Genomic DNA, 15,614 nt, shown 5'->3' on the forward strand with positions numbered 1-15,614 from the left:
ACCCCAAAAAAGAGCCAACACAGGAAAAAGAGAGCCACATCCCCCAACATCAAACAAAACACTGACAAAAAATATTGTCAGAAATTATTGCTCATCATCAAAGAAACCACCACCACAACAACCACCCACCCAACCCAAAAAGGCCGAACGAGCAAAAGTCACGATGACGGGGCAAAACAAACTAATTCGTCGACTATGACACACTGTTGAGTTCTCAAACATCAGACGCACCCAAGCGCCTCCGGACTGGCCGGGCTTGTCTTGGGACAACCTGCACAAACTTACCCCTTCGGGTGAGGCCCGTCAAACTGGCTTCTGCCCTGCAGGGTGTCGCACGCGGCTGTACCCGGCTGATTCGACCGAGTGGGCCGAGGCGGGTGGTCGCTCGCGGCGACAAGAGGAAACATTAGACCCTGCCCGTCCAACTCGCCAACTCGGGGTGGCCAGTGCACCGTTCGTGCAGGTCAGAGGCCCTTGAGGGGCGCTCTGACCGTGGCGGGCCGGTACGTCGAGACACTCCGCTCCCCCGTCAGCCAGAAGCGCCAGGGGTAGTCAGCAGCTCCGCGCAGACCCACCCGCGGCCCACGCGAGACCGCGCCCGGGACGGGCGCGTCGCCGAGGGAGAGCCGGATCCGACCGTCCGTCAAGTTGTTGCCGTTGTCAGCCAGGTCGATGCCCAGGGCCCGGCACAGTCGAGCGGGACCCCTTGCCAGGTCGCGGTCCGTGGACCTGGACCGACGGTCGCGGGCGGTCCAGGTCCCCTCGACCACCTCGCCCGCCCGCAGGAGCACGGCGGCCGAGGTTCCTTCCGACCCACAGACCACGTTGGCGCAGTGGTGCATGCCGTACGTGAAGTAGACGTACAGGTGGCCCGGCGGCCCGAACATGATGGCGTTGCGCGGCGTCGGCCCCCGGAAGGAGTGCGAACCCGGGTCGTCAGCCCCCGCGTAGGCCTCGACCTCGGTGATCCGCACGGCCACGTCGCCGCAGCGCAGCGTCGATCCCAGCAGGGTCGGAGCCACGTCGAGCACCGGCCCCGCCAGGCGCGACGCCAGGTCAGGCAAGGCGCTCACGACAGGCCGCTGAGACGGCGGCGAGCTCGTCGATCTGTTCGCGGACGCGATCAGGGGCGGTCCCGCCCCTGCCGTCGCGGGACGCGACGGAACCCTCGGCGGTGAGCACCAGTCGCAGCTGCGGCGTCAATGCAGGCGAGATGGCGGCGAACTCCTCGTCGGTGAGGCCCTCGAGCTCGGTGCCCTTCGCCTCCGCTGCCCGCACGCAGGCACCGGCAAGCTCATGGGCTATCCGGAAGGGGGTTCCCTCTCGGACCAGCCACTCAGCGATGTCCGTCGCCAACGAGAACCCCTGTGGGGCCAGCACGGCCATCCGCTCCGTGTTGTAGGTCAGCGTCGCGACCTGACCCGTGAAGGCCGGCAGGAGCACCTCCAGGGTGTCGAGGGAGTCGAAGACCGGTTCCTTGTCCTCCTGCAGGTCGCGGTTGTAGGCCAGCGGGAGTCCCTTGAGCGTCGTCAGCAGGCCCGTCAGGTTGCCGACCAGACGTCCCGACTTGCCGCGGGCGAGCTCGGCGATGTCGGGGTTCTTCTTCTGCGGCATGATGCTCGAGCCCGTGGACCAGGAGTCGTGAAGGGTCACGAAGTCGAACTCCCTGGTCGCCCAGAGGATGATTTCCTCCGCGAGCCGCGAGACATCGATCCCGATCTGGGCACACACGAAGGCGAACTCCGAGACGAAGTCGCGCGAGGCGGTCCCATCGATCGAGTTGGCGCTCGAGCCGGTGAAGCCCAGCTCGGTCGCGACCAGCACGGGGTCGAGGCCCAGGCTCTGGCCGGCCAGTGCACCAGAGCCGTAGGGAGAGTCCGACCTCACGCGGTCCTGCCAGTCGGCGAGGCGGTCGACATCGCGCAGCAGCGCCCAGGCGTGGGCCAGCAGGTGGTGCGACAGCAGCACCGGTTGGGCGTGCTGGAGATGGGTGCGTCCCGGCATGATCGCCCCGAGATGCGTCTGCGCTTGTACGGCGAGCGCCTCGACGAGCTCGAGGACGAGCCCAGCGACCACACGACCGTGGTCGAGCAGGTAGCACCGGAACAGCGTGGCGATCTGGTCGTTGCGCGACCGCCCGGCCCGCAGCTTGCCGCCGACGTCCGGGCCGACCTCCTCGATCAGCAGGCGCTCAAGCGCGCCATGGACGTCCTCGTCGGACGGCGAAGGCTGCAGCCGGCCGGAGGTGAACGCTGCGGTGAGGACGTCGAGCCCACGGTGCAGCTCGTTCTGCTCGGCGGCGCTCAGCAGGCCGGCCGCCCCCAGGGCCTTGGCGTGCGCGTGTGATCCGGCGATGTCGTAGAGGGCGAGGCGCCAGTCGAAGTGGGTCGACCGGGACAGCGCCTCCAGCTCCGGAGACGGCCCGCCCTCGAAGCGGCCGCCCCAGAGCTTGCCCTCGTTGGTCGTGCTCAGCTCGCCCATCAGTCGGTCCCGGACTCCATGGCCGCATGGTCCAGGGCGCGGTCCGCGTCGGCCTCGGCCTCCGAGGACGGGTTGTCGGTGATCCGGTCGTAGCCGCCGGCCTCGATCTCCCCGAACAGGGTCCCGTTCTCGACAAGCACCTGTCCCTGGTCGAGCGGCTGGGCGGCGTACTGCTCGAGCTTGGCACGCGAGTCCGCGATGTCGAGGTTGCGCATCGTCAACTGACCGATCCGGTCGGCGGGGCCGAAGGCGGGGTTGTCGGTGCGCTCCATCGAGAGCTTGTCGGGGTGGTAGGAGAACGCGGGTCCGGATGTGCGTACGACGGTGTAGTCCTCACCCCGCCGCAGTCGGATAGTCACCTCGCCGGTGACCAAGGACGCGATCCACCGCTGGATCGACTCGCGCAGCATCAGCGCCTGCGGGTCCAGCCACCGACCCTGGTAGAGCAGGACGCCGAGCCGCCGGCCCTCGGCGTGGTAGTTGGCGAGTGTGTCCTCGTTGTGGATGGCGTTGAGCAGCCGCTCGTAGGCGATCCAGAGCAGGGCCATCGCGGGGGCCTCGTAGATGCCGCGGGACTTCGCCTCGATGATGCGGTTCTCGATCTGGTCGGACATGCCGAGTCCGTGGCGGCCGCCGATCGCGTTGGCCTCGTGGACCAGGGCCACCATGTCGGAGTAGATCGTGCCGTTGATCGCGACGGGGCGGCCGGCCTCGAACCGGACGGTCACGTCCTCGGCCTCGATCGAGACGGCGGGGTCCCAGAACTTCACGCCCATGATCGGCTCCACGACCTCCAGCGAGACGTCGAGGTGCTCGAGGGTCTTGGCCTCGTGGGTGGCGCCCCAGATGTTGGCGTCGGTGGAGTAGGCCTTCTCCTGGCTGTCGCGGTAGGGCAGCCCGTGGTCGGTGAGCCACGCGCTCATCTCGTGCCGGCCGCCGAGCTCGTGGACGAAGTCCGCGTCCAGCCAAGGCTTGTAGATGCGCAGGTCGGGGTTGGCGAGCAGCCCGTAACGGTAGAACCGCTCGATGTCGTTGCCCTTGAAGGTGGAGCCGTCGCCCCAGATGTTGACGCCGTCCTCGTGCATCGCGCGGACCAACATCGTGCCCGTGACGGCCCGGCCCAGGGGCGTGGTGTTGAAGTAGGCGCGGCCGCCGGACCGGATGTGGAAGGCACCGCAGGCGAGCGCCGCCAGGCCCTCCTCGACCAGCGGGGTCTTGCAGTCGACGGCGCGCGCGATCTCTGCGCCGTACTCCCTCGCCCGGCTCGGGACACCGGAGATGTCGGGTTCGTCGTACTGCCCGATGTCGGCGGTGTAGGTGCACGGGACAGCACCCTTGTCGCGCATCCAGGCGACCGCGACCGAGGTGTCGAGGCCGCCGGAGAAGGCGATGCCGACGCGTTCGCCGACGGGGAGGGAGGTGAGGACCTTGCTCACTTAGTGGTCGTCCTTTGCTGTCTGCGGGTTGGGCTGCTGGTTGGACTGCGGGTTGGCGAAGCCGAGGAACCGCTGGGCGAGGGCCTCGCCGCCGTTGGGGTCGCGGCCGATGATGAGGACAGTGTCGTCGCCGGCGATGGTCCCGAGCACGTCGCCGAGCTCGGCCCGGTCGAAGAGGCTCGCGAGGAACTGGGCCGCGCCGGGCGGCGTGCGGAGCACGACCAGGTTGGCGCTGGCCTCGGCGCTGACGAGCAGCTCGGCGCACAACCGGGCGAGCCGGTCGCGCGAGCCGGCCGACTCGCGCGCGCCGGTGGGACTGCGGTCGCCGCCCTCGGCGGGTACGGCGTAGACGAGCGTGCCCTCCGGACTGCGGACCTTGACCGCGTCGAGCTCGAGCAGGTCGCGGCTCAACGTCGCCTGGGTGACGTGCACGCCGTGCTGGGCCAGCAGCTCGGCAAGCTCGGTCTGGGACCTCACGTCGTGGTGCGTGACCAGGTCGATGATCCGCTGGTGACGGGCGTTCTTGGTCGCCGGGCTGACGGCGGAGTTGCTCATCGCGCCTCCTCGTTGTGGGTGTGCAGCCAGGTCAGGATCGCTTTCTGGGCGTGACGCCTGTTTTCTGCCTCGTCCCAGACCACGCTCTGCGGGCCGTCGATGACCTCGGCACTGATCTCGAGGCCCCGATAGGCCGGCAGGCAGTGCATCACGATGGCGTCCGAGGCGGCACCGGCGAGCAGCGAGCTCGTCACGGAGTAGGGCTCGAACAGGCCGGCGCGCGCGTCGGCCTCGTCCTCGCGACCCATCGAGACCCAGGTGTCGGTGACGACCACCTGCGCTCCTTCGACCGCCTTTGCCGGATCACGAGCGAGGGTGACACTGCCGCCGGTCTGCTCAGCGCGGCGGCAGGCCCGCTCGATGACTCCCCCGTCGGGCTCGAAGCCCTCCGGGGAGCCCACCACGACGTGCATCCCGGCGGTCGCACCGGCCAGCACCCACGAGTTGCCCATGTTGCAGGCACCGTCGCCGACGAAGGCGACCCGCGTGCCGGCCAGGGTCCCGACCCGCTCCTGCACCGTCTGCAGGTCGGCGAGGAGCTGGCAGGGGTGGAACTCGTCGGTCAATGCGTTGATCACAGGAACCCCGGCGTAGTCCGCCATCAGCTGGAGATCGCTCTGGTGGGCGGTCCTCCAGACGATGGCCGACGCCTGGCGACCGAGCACCCGCGCCACGTCCTCGACGGACTCGCGCGACCCCATGGCGGCGAGCCCGCCGTCGACGGTCATCGGATTGCCGCCGAGCTCGGCGATGCCGGCAGTGAAGGAGACCTGCGTGCGCAGGGTCGGTCGGTCGAAGACGAGCGCCACCGTCCTCGGTCCGGCCAGCGGCTTCGAGTCGTATGGCGCCGCCTTGAGCTCGGCCGCGAGCGCGAGCACCTCTGCCTGCTCGGCCGGGCTGAGGTCGTCGTCGGCGAGGAGGTGGCGCATCACGACGTCTCCCCCGCTCCGTCGAGGATCGCAGGCCAGGCGTCGATGAGGGCGTGGGCATCGTCGGCGGAGACGACCAGCGGCGGCACCAATCGGATCGTGCTGGGTCCGGTGGCGTTGACGATGAAGCCTGCCGCCATCGCTGAGGCCACTACGGAGGGGGCGTCCACCGTGAGCTCGAGACCGATGAGAAGTCCCTCGCCGCGGGTCTCGGAGACTCGGGGATCCTCTCCCAGGCCGTCGCGCAGGGTCTTCCCGAGAGCCGTTGCATGATCGAGCAGGTGGTCCTGGGCGACCGTGTCGAGCACGGCGAGCGCAGCGGCGCAGGCCACCGGGTTGCCGCCGAACGTGGTGCCGTGGTTGCCGGGTTCCAGGAGCGCCCCGGCCCGGCCGAGACCGATCGTGGCGCCGATGGGCATCCCGCCGCCCAGTCCCTTGGCGAGGGTGACGATGTCGGGAGTGACGCCCTGTCCGCTGGGCAGCTGGTGGGCGAACCAGGCGCCGGTGCGGCCGATGCCTGTCTGCACCTCGTCGAGCCAGAGCAGCGCGCCGTGGTCGTCGCACACCTGGCGAGCAGCCGCGAGGTGGCCGGGGGGCGGGACCCGCACGCCCGCCTCGCCCTGGATGGGCTCGAGCACGACGGCTGCCGTCTCGTCGGTCACCGCCTCGGCGAGGGCGTCGGCGTCGCCGTACGGGACGAAGGTGACGTCTCCTGGCAGCGGCTCGAACGGCTCGCGGTAGGCCGCCTTGGACGTCAGCGCGAGCGCGCCCATCGTGCGACCGTGGAAGGATCCCACGGCCGCGACGAGGTGGGTGCGACCCGTGCGCCGGGTCAGCTTGAGGGCCGCTTCGTTGGCCTCGGCGCCCGAGTTGGAGAGGAAGACCCGCCCGTCGGTCTCGAGCAGGGCCAGCAGGCGTTCGGCGAGGGCGAGCTGCGGCTCGGAGGCGAAGAAGTTGGAGACGTGACCCAGGGTCTGCAGCTGCGTCGTGACTGCATCGACGATCGTGGGGTGGGCGTGCCCAAGCGAGTTGACCGCGATCCCGCCGAGGAAGTCGACGTATTCGCGACCGTCGACGTCCCACACGTGCGCGCCGACGCCCCGGGTGAGCAGCAGCTTCGGGGTGCCGAAGGTGTTCATCAAGGACGACTCGTAGCGGCTCTGCCAGCTCATCGGTCCCCTCCCGTCGTGGTCCGGGCCTTGCGGAGCAGGGTCTTGACGCCGGGCAGCACCTGGGTGCCGACGCCCTCATCGGTGAAGAGCTCGAGCAGCACCGCGTGGATCTCGCGTCCGTCGACCACGGTGGCCCGAGGGACTCCGTTGGTGACCGCCTGGTGGCACGCGGTCATCTTGGGCACCATGCCCGCGTCGAGGGAGGGCAGCATCTCGCCCAGCGCCTCCGGGCCGATCTCCTGGATGACGTCGTCGGAGTTGCCGTAGTCGCGGTAGAGACCCTCGACATCGGTCAGGACGAGAAGCTTCTCGGCGCCGAGGGCGACGGCCAGTGCCGCTGCGGCGGTGTCGGCGTTGACGTTGTGGACCGTGCCGTGGACGTCGGGGGCCACGCTGGAGATCACCGGGATGCGCCCAGCGGCGACGAGGTCGGCGACGGCCTCGGGCCGGACGTGCGCGACCTCGCCGACCAGACCCAGGTCGACCTCCTCGCCGTCGACGATGGTGTTCGTCGCCTTGGCGGTGAACAGGCCGGCGTCCTCACCGGAGAGGCCGACCGCGAGCGGGCCGTGCTGGTTGATCAGGCCCACCAGCTCACGCTGGACCTGCCCGACGAGCACCATGCGGACCACGTCCATCGCCTCCGGAGAGGTCACGCGCAGGCCACCGCGGAACTCCGAGGTGATGTTGAGCCGGTCGAGCATGGCCGAGATCTGCGGGCCGCCGCCGTGGACGACCACCGGCTTGAAGCCGGCGAAGCGGAGGAACGCGATGTCCTCGGCGAAGGCCCTCTTGAGGGTGTCGTCGGTCATCGCGTTGCCGCCGTACTTCACCACGATCGTCTTGCCGTGGTAGCGCTTGAGCCAGGGCAGGGCCGCCGCGAGGGTCCTGGCCTTGTCGTGGTCGGGGGCGGGGGTCGAGGTCGTGGTCGGGGTCGGGTTCATGAGCTGTACGCGCTGTTCTCGTGGACGTAGGCGTGGGTGAGGTCGTTGGTCCAGACCGTGGCGCGAGCGTCACCGGTCTTGAGGTCGATGGTCACGGTGACCTCGCGCGGCAACAGATCGACCGCGGAGGGATCCTCGGCCGGGGTGGAGCTGCGGCACACCCACACGCCGTTCATGGCGACGTCGAGGTCGGCGGGGTCGAAGGCGGCCTGCGTGGTGCCGATGCTGGCGAGCACCCGGCCCCAGTTGGGGTCGTTGCCGAACACCGCCGCCTTGAAGAGGTTGCTCCGGGCAACGCTGCGACTGACCTCGACAGCGTCCTGCTCGGAGGCGGCGTTGAGCGTGGTGATGGCGATCTCGTGATCGGCGCCCTCGGCGTCCTTGAGCAGCTGCATCGCGAGGTCGGTGCAGGCCTGGACCAGCGCCGCGGTGAAGTCCTCGGGGGTCGGCGTGATGCCGCTGGCTCCGCTCGCCATCACAGTCACGGTGTCGTTGGTCGACATGCAGCCGTCGGAGTCGAGGCGATCGAAGCTGACCCGGGTCGCGGCACGCAACGCCTCATCGAGCTCCGTGGCGGGCACCACGGCGTCGGTGGACAGTACGACGAGCATGGTGGCCAGCTGGGGCGCGAGCATGCCGGCGCCCTTCGCCATGCCGCCGATCGACCAGCCGGCACCCTCGACGACGACGTTCTTGGCGACCGAGTCGGTGGTCATGATGGCCTCGGCGGCACTCGCTCCCCCGTCGGCCGACAGTGCGGCGTACGCGTCCTGGACGCCGGTCAGCAGGTCGTCGCGGCTGTTGGCGAGACCGATCAACCCGGTGGAGCAGACCACCACGTCGATGGCACCGATCCCGGCGAGCTCGGCGACCTTCTCAGCGACCGCGTGCGTGGTCTGGAAGCCGTCGGCGCCTGTGTAGCAGTTGGCGCCGCCGGAGTTGAGGACGACAGCCTTGACTGTGCCGTCCTTGACGACCTCTTGGCTCCACAGCACCGGATTGGCCTTGCAGCGGTTGGCGGTGAAGACGCTGGCGGAGTCGAAGGTCGGGCCGTGGTTGACGACGAGGGCCAAGTCCAGCGGAGGCTTGGCGTCCTTGGGTGTCTTCAGGCCGGCGGCGACACCGGCTGCGGTGAATCCGGCTGGATGGGTGATGCTCATTTCTTCGGCTTCTGCTTTCCGGGAGGGCTGGACTTCTTGGCGGGCTTGGCAGGGACGGCAGCGATCACCGTGTGTCCCTGTCGTCGCCAGGCCTCGGTCGCCTTCGCGCCGTCGACGAGCCGCACCATGATCCAGTCGGTGTCGAAGGTGGACAGCGTGTAGACGGGGATCTCCTCCTCCGCCAGGGGAACCAGCAGACCGGCCAGGATGCCGATGGCGTCGGGGTCGAGCGGTCCGCGCACCTGGAAGGCCGTCAGCGGCTTGATGCTCGGCGTCTTGGTCGGCACCGACCGGGTCGCGCAGATCAGGCTGGTCTCGGTGGCCGTCGCCGTGACCGAGAAGAGGCTGGCTGACTCCGCCCACTGGGGGACTTCGGCACCCGGGCCGAGGCGCACGATCGCCATCTTCTCGGGGAACTGGAGCAGGGTGAAAGTCGTGTCAGTCATGGTGCGAGTCCGATCGTGGAAAGGCCTGCGGTCTCGTCGAGGCCGAGGGCGAGATTCATGCACTGCACAGCGGCGCCGGCGGTGCCCTTGGTGAGATTGTCGATGGCGGCCACGGTGACGAGGCGGCCGGCCGCCACGTCGACGGCGACCTGGACGTGCACGGCGTTGGAGCCGACGACGGCCTTTGTCTGGGGCCACTGGCCCTCGGGCAGCAGGTGGACGAAGGCTTCCTGGTCGTACGCCGCAGCGTAGGCCGACCGCGCCTGCTCGTGTGTCGCGTTGCCGGCCAGGGGGGCCGAGACCGTCGCCAGGATGCCGCGGGACATCGGCACGAGCATGGGGGTGAAGCTGACGCGGACCTCACCGTCGTGGACCAGACCCAGGTTCTGGACGATCTCCGGAGTGTGCCGGTGCACGCCGCCCACGCCGTAGGCGCTGGCGTTGCCCATCGACTCGCTGCCGAGCAGGTGCGTCTTGAGGGACTTGCCCGCGCCGCTCAGGCCGCTGGCAGCGACGACGGTGATGTCCGGGTCGACCAGGCCGGCCGCCAGGGCCGGCGCGATCGCCAGGGTGGAGACGGTCGGGTAGCAGCCGGGGACGGCGACGCGTCGGGTCGAGCGGAGGACCTCGCGCTGCCCCGCCAGCTCCGGTAGGCCGTACGGCCAGGACCCCGCGTGCGGCCCGCCGTAGAACATGTCCCACTGGCTGGCGTCGGTCAGTCGGAAGTCGGCACCGCAGTCGATCACGACGGTCTCGTCGCCCAGCGCGGCCGCTAGGGTCGCCGACTGGCCGTGCGGCAGGGCCAGGAAGACCACGTCATGCCCGGAGAGCGTCTCCACGCTCGTGGGCTGCAGCGTGCGGGTGGCCAGCGGCAAGAGGTGCGGCTGCAGTGGACCGAGCAGCTCACCCGCGTTGCTACCGGCCGTCAGCGACCCAATCCGCGCATGCGGGTGGTTGAGGAGAAGTCGCAGCACCTCGCCGCCGGCATATCCGCTGGCGCCGGCCACGGCGATGGAGAACGAGGCGATCATGTGCATGACTATACACCAGATTGCATGTTCATCCGTCACTAGGGTGCGGGGGTGCTCCCGTTCTCCCGGCATCTGGACCTCCTCGCCCACGACACCATGCGGCTCATCGGTGCCATGCGTGGCGCAGATCCCGCGGCTCCTGTCCCCGGCTGCCCGGACTGGCACGCGACGGACCTCGTGGCCCACCTGATCGAGATGAACGACATCTGGGGGTGGCTGGTCGCCCACCGACCCCGGGACTTCACCGAGGGCTACGAGGCCCTCACCCTCCCGGAGGACCATCGGGACCGGCTCGAGCTGCTTGATACGACCAACCATGACCTCATCGAGGCGCTGCGCGCGTCCGGCGCCGACGACGAGATCTGCTATTTCGGCGAGACCGCCCCCGCCGCGCGGGCCGCGCGGTTGATGGCAGTCGAGACCCTGGTGCACTCACGCGACGCCGAGGAGTGCGCCGGGCTGGCGGTCAGCCCCGTCCCGCAGGACGTGGCCGTGGACGCCGCCGACCAGCAGCTGCACCATCTCAGCGACACCAGGCAGGCACCCTGGCTGCCCCGTGCGGTGACATTGAGGAGCGTCGACACCGATGACTCATGGACTGTGCTGGTCGCAGTCGAGCACGACGACGGCACGTTGCGCGTCGTCGACCCCGGTCAGGCCGAGGTGGGTGCAGAGGTCTCGGCGCCCGCCGCTGTGCTCGTGCCGTGGCTCTTCGGTCGGACCCACGTCGGGGACCTGGTCGCAGAATCCGGCGACGCCGAGCTCATCCACGCTCTCCATCTCGCCCTCGGACACGACGTGGCGCCGCTTGCCAATCCGGGCCGGGGAACGGGCCAGCGCCGGTGGTGGCGACGCTAGGTTCGCTGTCCAGTGTCGGCGAGTGGTCCTAGGTTGGGACCATGACCCAGCTGAGTCCTGAGGACTACCTCGAGCACATCCGCAACGAGTCCGCGCGCTTCCGTGAGGTGCTGACCACCTGTGATCCTGCTGCCCGGGTGCCGTCGTGCCCGGACTGGTCGGCCGCGGACCTGATCTGGCACCTCGTCACCGTCCAGTGGTTCTGGGCCACTGCGGTCATCGACCGGCCCGCGGAGGTGGACGAGGCGCAGGAGCCGGAGCGGCCGGAGGCGTACGACGACCTGCTGCGCGACTTCGACCAGTGGTCCGCGACCCTCGTCGGCGCCCTGGAGGGTGTCGACAAGGCCGAGGAGGCGTGGACCTGGTCCGGCGACCCGGCCGACCACACGGTCGGGTTCATCCTGCGGCGCCAGGCACACGAAGCGTTGATCCACCGACTCGACGCCGAGCTCGCCGCTGGCGTGTCATCCGAGGTCCCGGCCGAGCTGGCGGTCGACGGGGTCGACGAGGTGCTGGCGGTGATGTACGGAGGCTGCCCGCCGTGGGGCTCGTGGGCACCGCTCCCCCACTACGCACGGGTCGACTCGACCGACACCGGCCACGAGATCTGGATCCAGCTCGGTCTCTTCAGCGGCACTGATCCCAAGACCGGTGAGCAGATCGTCGACGAGGAGGATCTCCACGTCGTTGTGGCGCCCGAGGACATCGAGCCCGACGTCGTGATCGACGGCCCCGCTGCTGCGCTGGACGCCTGGTTGTGGCACCGCGCAGACGACTCCGAGCTCGCCACCGTCGGCGACCGGGCGGTGCTCGACCGGTTCCTGGCCGTGCTGAGCCAACCGATGGACTGAGTGGGGCGACGGCGTCCGCAGACGATGGGTCTGAGCGCGGACGTCGTCACCCCGATCGGGCTTCAGCGCTGGACGGCGCCGGCTCGCTCGGCGGCGAGTGCCACAGCAGCATCGCGGGCTGCCGCCGCCTCGCCCTCCTTGAGGGTCCGGTCCGGCGCGCGGAACCTCAGGGCGTACGCCAGTGACTTCCGGCCGTCGCCGACCTGGTCCCCCGTGTAGACGTCGAAGAGTCGGATCGACTCCAGCAGCTCTCCTGCACCCTCGCACAGCGCCGCCTCGACTGCCGCGGCCGGCACCGAGGCGTCCACCACCAGTGCCACGTCCTCCTTCGCGACCGGGTAGGAGGAGAACTGAGGCCCGGGCACGATGCGGGTCGCCAGCTCCAGCAGCGCGTCGAGATCCACCTCGGCGACCGCCGTGCGAGCTGGGACGCCGTACGCCTTGCAGACCCGCGGGTGGAGCTCGCCGGCGTGACCCAGGACCCGATCGCCATTGCGGATCTCCGCACATCGACCCGGGTGCCAGGGGGCCCGCGTGCCGGCGACGACCTCGAGCTCGACACCCAGTTCACCAGCCAGCGTGCGGATGGTGCTGATGGCATCGGACCACGACGCGCTCCGGCCCTCACCCCACCAGCCGGGCGCCTCTGACTGGCCGGTCAGGGCGATGGCGAGGTGCCAGGGCTGGTGCGGGACCGCCTTCTCGATGCTGGCCCACTCTGCTGCGGTGGGTCGGCGGTCGACGCCGAGGATCGGCGCCTGCTCGTCACCGGTGGGAGCGAAGACGAGGCTGGTCTCGAACAGGGCCGCGTCGACGTTGCCGCGTCCGACGTTGCGGGCCAGGGCCTTGAGAAGCCCCGGGAGCAACGTGGTCGTGAGCAGCGGCTCCTCGTTGTTGAGGGGGTTGACGACCCGTAGTGCCGTACGCCGATCGTCGTCGGTCGGCAGACCGAGGCGCGCCCAGTCGTCCTCACCGACGAACGGGTAGCTGATCGTTTCGACGAGACCAGCGCCGGCCAGAGTGAGGCCCACCCGGCGGCGCAGCTTCTGCTCCTCGCTCCGACCGCGCCCGGGCGGCGCCGGGGGCAGCACCGAGGGGACCTGGTCGTAGCCGACGATCCGCACGACCTCCTCGACGAGGTCGTAGGGGTCGGTGAGGTCCGGCCGCCAGGAGGGAGCGACGGCGGTGAGGTCTGCCCCGCCCTGCGAGACCTCGCAGCCGACTGCCGTCAGGTGGGCGACGGTGGTCTCCGGCGAGATGGAGATGCCGCTGACCCGAGCCGGCAGGTCGACGGGGATCGTGATCGACACCGGCTTCGGAGGGGTGCCGACGACCGTGACGCCGGGATCGATCGTGCCGCCGCCGTGCTCGGCGAGGAGTTCGACCACGCGGTCCGCGGCTGCCTCGCAGATCGTCGGGTCGACGCCGCGCTCGTTGCGCTTCCCGGCCTCGGACGTCAGCCGGTGCCGCCGGCCCGTGCGGAACATCGAGGTGGCATCCCAGTGCGCAGCCTCGATCAGCACCCGGGTCGTCGACGCGGACACCTCGGTGGTCTCCCCGCCCATGACGCCCCCCAGGCCGATGATCCCGGAGTCGTCGGTGACGACCAGGTCCTCGGTCGAGAGCTCGCGGTCCGTGCCGTCCAGCGTGGTCAGTCGCTCGCCTTCGCGGGCGCGGCGCACAACGAGCGGCCCGGTGAGCTTGTCCGCGTCGTAGCCGTGGATCGGTCGTCCGAGCTCGAGCATGACGTAGTTGGTGACGTCGACCGCCAGCGAGATCGGCCGCATGCCGGCCTGCTCGATCCGCCGAGCCATCCAGTCCGGGGTCGCAGCATCCGGGTCGAGCCCACTGACGGTGCGGGCGACGAACACCGGACATCCCGCGGTGTCGTCCACCACGACGTCGTAGCCCTGGTCGTTCGGGGCTGGGACGTCCCGCAGCGCGGGGTCGGTGAACGGGACGCCGAGGCCGAGCGCGGCCTCACGCACGATCCCACGCAGCGAGAGCGCATAGGCGCGGTCCGGGTTGATCTCGAACTCGATGACCGGGTCGTCCATGCCCAGCACGCCGAACGCTTCGTCACCGGGCGCACCCGCATCGGCCGGCAGCACGATGATGCCGTCGTGGTCGGTGCCCAGGCCCAGCTCGGCGGCCGAGCAGATCATGCCGGCGGAGAGGTGTCCGTAGGTCTTGCGAGCACTGATCTCGAAGTTCCCCGGCAGCACGGCCCCCGGCAGGCAGACCACGACGAGGTCGCCCTCGACGAAGTTGTGGGCGCCGCAGACGATGCCCTGGGGCTCTCCCGTGCCGTTGGCGTCGGCCACGTCGACCATGCACCAGTTGATCGTCTTGCCGTTCTTCTGCGGCTCCTTCTCGAGGGTCAGCACGCGACCCACGACGAGCGGACCCGTGATCGCATCCGCCGGATTGGTGACCGCCTCGAGCTTGAGCCCGAGCATCGTCAGCCGGTCGGTGAGGGCACTCAGCGTGACGTCGGCCGGCAGGTCGACGTACTCCGTGATCCAGGACAGTGGCGCCTTCATCAGATCTCCGTTCCGAACGCGCTGGCGAAGCGGACGTCGCCTTCGAAGACGTCACGCAGGTCGGTGACGTTGTGGCGGAACATCAGCATGCGGTCGATGCCGAATCCGAAGGCCACGCCCGAGTAGACGTCGGGGTCGATCCCGCAGGCGGTCAGCACGCGCGGGTTGACCACGCCACAACCACCCAGCTCGATCCAGCCCTCGCCGCGACAGGTGCGGCAGGAGGAGCTCTCCACGCCGCGGCAGACGAAGCAGACCATGTCCATCTCTGCGGACGGCTCGGTGAACGGGAAGTAGGACGGCCGGAACCTCGTGGTGATGCCCTCACCGAAGAGGGCGGTCGTCATGTGGTCGAGGGTGCCCTTGAGGTGGGCCATCGTGATGCCCTTGTCGACGACGAGCCCCTCGATCTGGTGGAACACCGGCGAGTGCGTCGCGTCGACCTCGTCGGTGCGATAGACGCGACCCGGACACACGACGTAGATCGGCGGCTCCTGGGTCAGCATGGTGCGGGCCTGCACCGGCGAGGTGTGGGTGCGCAGGACCAGCGCGGCCTCGGCAGGCTCGAGCCAGAACGTGTCCTGCATGGTGCGCGCCGGGTGGTCGGCGCCCATGTTCAGGGCGTCGAAGTTGAGCCACTCCGCCTCGACCCACGGGCCCTCGGCCACCTCCCAGCCCATGGCGAGGAAGACGTCGGCGAGGCGCTCGGAGAACGTGGTGATCGGGTGCCGGGCTCCACGAGGTCGACGGTCGGTCGGCAGCGTGACGTCCACCGCCTCCTCGACGAGCATGCGCGCCTCGTGCTCCTCCTCCAGGACGACGGTGCGGGCGGCCAGGGCCTGGTTGATCGCGCCGCGGGCCTGGCCCACACGGGCGCCGGCCTCCTTGCGTGCCTGCGGCGGCAGCGCGCCGATCTCCCGGTTGGCCAGAGCGAGCGGCGACCGGTCGCTGGCGTGGTCGAGGCGGACCTGCTTCAGCTCGTCGAGGTCGGAGGCCCCGGCGATGGCGCCCAGCGCCTCTTCGCGCATGCGCTCGACCTCTTCAGCCTTGAGCGGGGTGACCTCGACGGGGTCGTAGTCAGTGTTGGGGCCGGACATGGCTCCCCTTCCTTGCGCCCGTTGGACGGCGGAGTAGGTAGATGGGGTCGGACGGGGGTTCTCCCCGGACCCGGCGACGTCTCGGAGCGCGTGTCGGTCAGGCAGATCGAC

Annotated in this window: 15 protein-coding genes; 3 read left to right on the forward strand and 12 right to left on the reverse strand. The window is 69.8% G+C overall.

Annotation, left to right across the window (positions count from 1 at the left end; all coding sequences use genetic code 11):
* The coding region (locus VNJ48_RS12595) for a hypothetical protein (protein WP_325602592.1) at window positions 1–199 on the forward strand (199 nt) is incomplete at its 5' end.
* A 265-nt stretch (window positions 200–464) separates the two neighbouring features.
* Here VNJ48_RS12595 and VNJ48_RS12600 read toward each other — a convergent pair.
* Genes VNJ48_RS12600 through argC form a run of 10 tightly spaced genes read right to left on the reverse strand, consistent with a single transcriptional unit; the run spans window position 465 to window position 10,154 of the window.
* The gene (locus VNJ48_RS12600) at window positions 465–1,064 is read right to left on the reverse strand and encodes a DNA-3-methyladenine glycosylase (RefSeq protein ID WP_414689950.1); all 600 of its coding nucleotides are present in this window, start codon (window positions 1,062–1,064) and stop codon (window positions 465–467) included.
* Window positions 1,057–2,481, reverse strand: a complete 1,425-nt coding sequence (gene argH, locus VNJ48_RS12605; RefSeq protein WP_325602596.1) for an argininosuccinate lyase — start codon at window positions 2,479–2,481, stop codon at window positions 1,057–1,059. Before argH ends, VNJ48_RS12600 begins: the two co-directional genes overlap by 8 nt.
* Window positions 2,481–3,917 carry an argininosuccinate synthase gene (gene argG / locus VNJ48_RS12610; protein WP_325602598.1) on the reverse strand — a complete coding sequence of 479 codons (1,437 nt, stop codon included), beginning with the start codon at window positions 3,915–3,917 and terminating at the stop codon, window positions 2,481–2,483. The genes argH and argG overlap by 1 nt, the downstream gene beginning before the upstream one ends.
* A complete protein-coding gene (locus VNJ48_RS12615; protein WP_325602600.1) occupies window positions 3,918–4,472 on the reverse strand; it encodes an arginine repressor in 555 nt (184 codons plus the stop codon).
* Complete coding sequence (gene argF / locus VNJ48_RS12620) at window positions 4,469–5,404, reverse strand: ornithine carbamoyltransferase (RefSeq protein WP_325602602.1); 936 nt, start codon at window positions 5,402–5,404, stop codon at window positions 4,469–4,471. The genes VNJ48_RS12615 and argF overlap by 4 nt, the downstream gene beginning before the upstream one ends.
* Window positions 5,401–6,573: an acetylornithine transaminase gene (locus VNJ48_RS12625; RefSeq protein WP_325602604.1), complete on the reverse strand. Its 1,173-nt coding sequence runs from the start codon at window positions 6,571–6,573 to the stop codon at window positions 5,401–5,403. Before VNJ48_RS12625 ends, argF begins: the two co-directional genes overlap by 4 nt.
* Window positions 6,570–7,517, reverse strand: coding sequence for an acetylglutamate kinase (gene argB / locus VNJ48_RS12630; RefSeq protein WP_325602606.1), 948 nt, complete (start codon window positions 7,515–7,517; stop codon window positions 6,570–6,572). The genes VNJ48_RS12625 and argB overlap by 4 nt, the downstream gene beginning before the upstream one ends.
* Window positions 7,514–8,677 (reverse strand): bifunctional glutamate N-acetyltransferase/amino-acid acetyltransferase ArgJ, encoded by a 1,164-nt coding sequence (gene argJ / locus VNJ48_RS12635; RefSeq protein WP_325602607.1) that lies wholly within the window; start codon window positions 8,675–8,677, stop codon window positions 7,514–7,516. The genes argB and argJ overlap by 4 nt, the downstream gene beginning before the upstream one ends.
* Window positions 8,674–9,123, reverse strand: a complete 450-nt coding sequence (locus tag VNJ48_RS12640) for an ACT domain-containing protein (protein WP_325602608.1) — start codon at window positions 9,121–9,123, stop codon at window positions 8,674–8,676. The genes argJ and VNJ48_RS12640 overlap by 4 nt, the downstream gene beginning before the upstream one ends.
* Complete coding sequence (gene argC / locus VNJ48_RS12645) at window positions 9,120–10,154, reverse strand: N-acetyl-gamma-glutamyl-phosphate reductase (protein ID WP_414689945.1); 1,035 nt, start codon at window positions 10,152–10,154, stop codon at window positions 9,120–9,122. Before argC ends, VNJ48_RS12640 begins: the two co-directional genes overlap by 4 nt.
* A gap of 51 nt (window positions 10,155–10,205) precedes the next feature.
* Here argC and VNJ48_RS12650 point away from each other — a divergent pair, with 51 nt between their 5' ends.
* On the forward strand, window positions 10,206–11,012 hold the full coding sequence (locus VNJ48_RS12650; RefSeq protein WP_325602612.1) for a maleylpyruvate isomerase N-terminal domain-containing protein: 807 nt from the start codon (window positions 10,206–10,208) through the stop codon (window positions 11,010–11,012).
* A 41-nt stretch (window positions 11,013–11,053) separates the two neighbouring features.
* Window positions 11,054–11,863 (forward strand): maleylpyruvate isomerase family mycothiol-dependent enzyme, encoded by an 810-nt coding sequence (locus tag VNJ48_RS12655; protein WP_325602613.1) that lies wholly within the window; start codon window positions 11,054–11,056, stop codon window positions 11,861–11,863.
* Window positions 11,864–11,925: 62 nt separating this feature from the next.
* On the opposite strand, the gene pheT is transcribed toward VNJ48_RS12655, so the two are convergent.
* Both pheT and pheS read right to left on the reverse strand, forming a co-directional pair.
* Window positions 11,926–14,406 carry a phenylalanine--tRNA ligase subunit beta gene (gene pheT / locus VNJ48_RS12660; RefSeq protein ID WP_325602615.1) on the reverse strand — a complete coding sequence of 827 codons (2,481 nt, stop codon included), beginning with the start codon at window positions 14,404–14,406 and terminating at the stop codon, window positions 11,926–11,928.
* Window positions 14,406–15,503, reverse strand: a complete 1,098-nt coding sequence (gene pheS / locus VNJ48_RS12665) for a phenylalanine--tRNA ligase subunit alpha (protein WP_325602616.1) — start codon at window positions 15,501–15,503, stop codon at window positions 14,406–14,408. Before pheS ends, pheT begins: the two co-directional genes overlap by 1 nt.
* Window positions 15,504–15,614: the final 111 nt, after the last annotated feature.

Source organism: Nocardioides sp. (assembly GCF_035576065.1).
GTDB lineage: Bacteria > Actinomycetota > Actinomycetes > Propionibacteriales > Nocardioidaceae > Nocardioides.

Coding starts and splice junctions, on each gene's coding strand:
- argH (WP_325602596.1), bottom strand. CDS start 2,481: ATGGGCGAGCTGAGCACGACCAACGAGGGCAAGCTCTGGGGCGGCCGC.
- VNJ48_RS12615 (WP_325602600.1), bottom strand. CDS start 4,472: ATGAGCAACTCCGCCGTCAGCCCGGCGACCAAGAACGCCCGTCACCAG.
- VNJ48_RS12625 (WP_325602604.1), bottom strand. CDS start 6,573: ATGAGCTGGCAGAGCCGCTACGAGTCGTCCTTGATGAACACCTTCGGC.
- argB (WP_325602606.1), bottom strand. CDS start 7,517: ATGAACCCGACCCCGACCACGACCTCGACCCCCGCCCCCGACCACGAC.
- argJ (WP_325602607.1), bottom strand. CDS start 8,677: ATGAGCATCACCCATCCAGCCGGATTCACCGCAGCCGGTGTCGCCGCC.
- VNJ48_RS12640 (WP_325602608.1), bottom strand. CDS start 9,123: ATGACTGACACGACTTTCACCCTGCTCCAGTTCCCCGAGAAGATGGCG.
- argC (WP_414689945.1), bottom strand. CDS start 10,154: ATGATCGCCTCGTTCTCCATCGCCGTGGCCGGCGCCAGCGGATATGCC.
- VNJ48_RS12655 (WP_325602613.1), top strand. CDS start 11,054: ATGACCCAGCTGAGTCCTGAGGACTACCTCGAGCACATCCGCAACGAG.
- pheT (WP_325602615.1), bottom strand. CDS start 14,406: ATGAAGGCGCCACTGTCCTGGATCACGGAGTACGTCGACCTGCCGGCC.
- pheS (WP_325602616.1), bottom strand. CDS start 15,503: ATGTCCGGCCCCAACACTGACTACGACCCCGTCGAGGTCACCCCGCTC.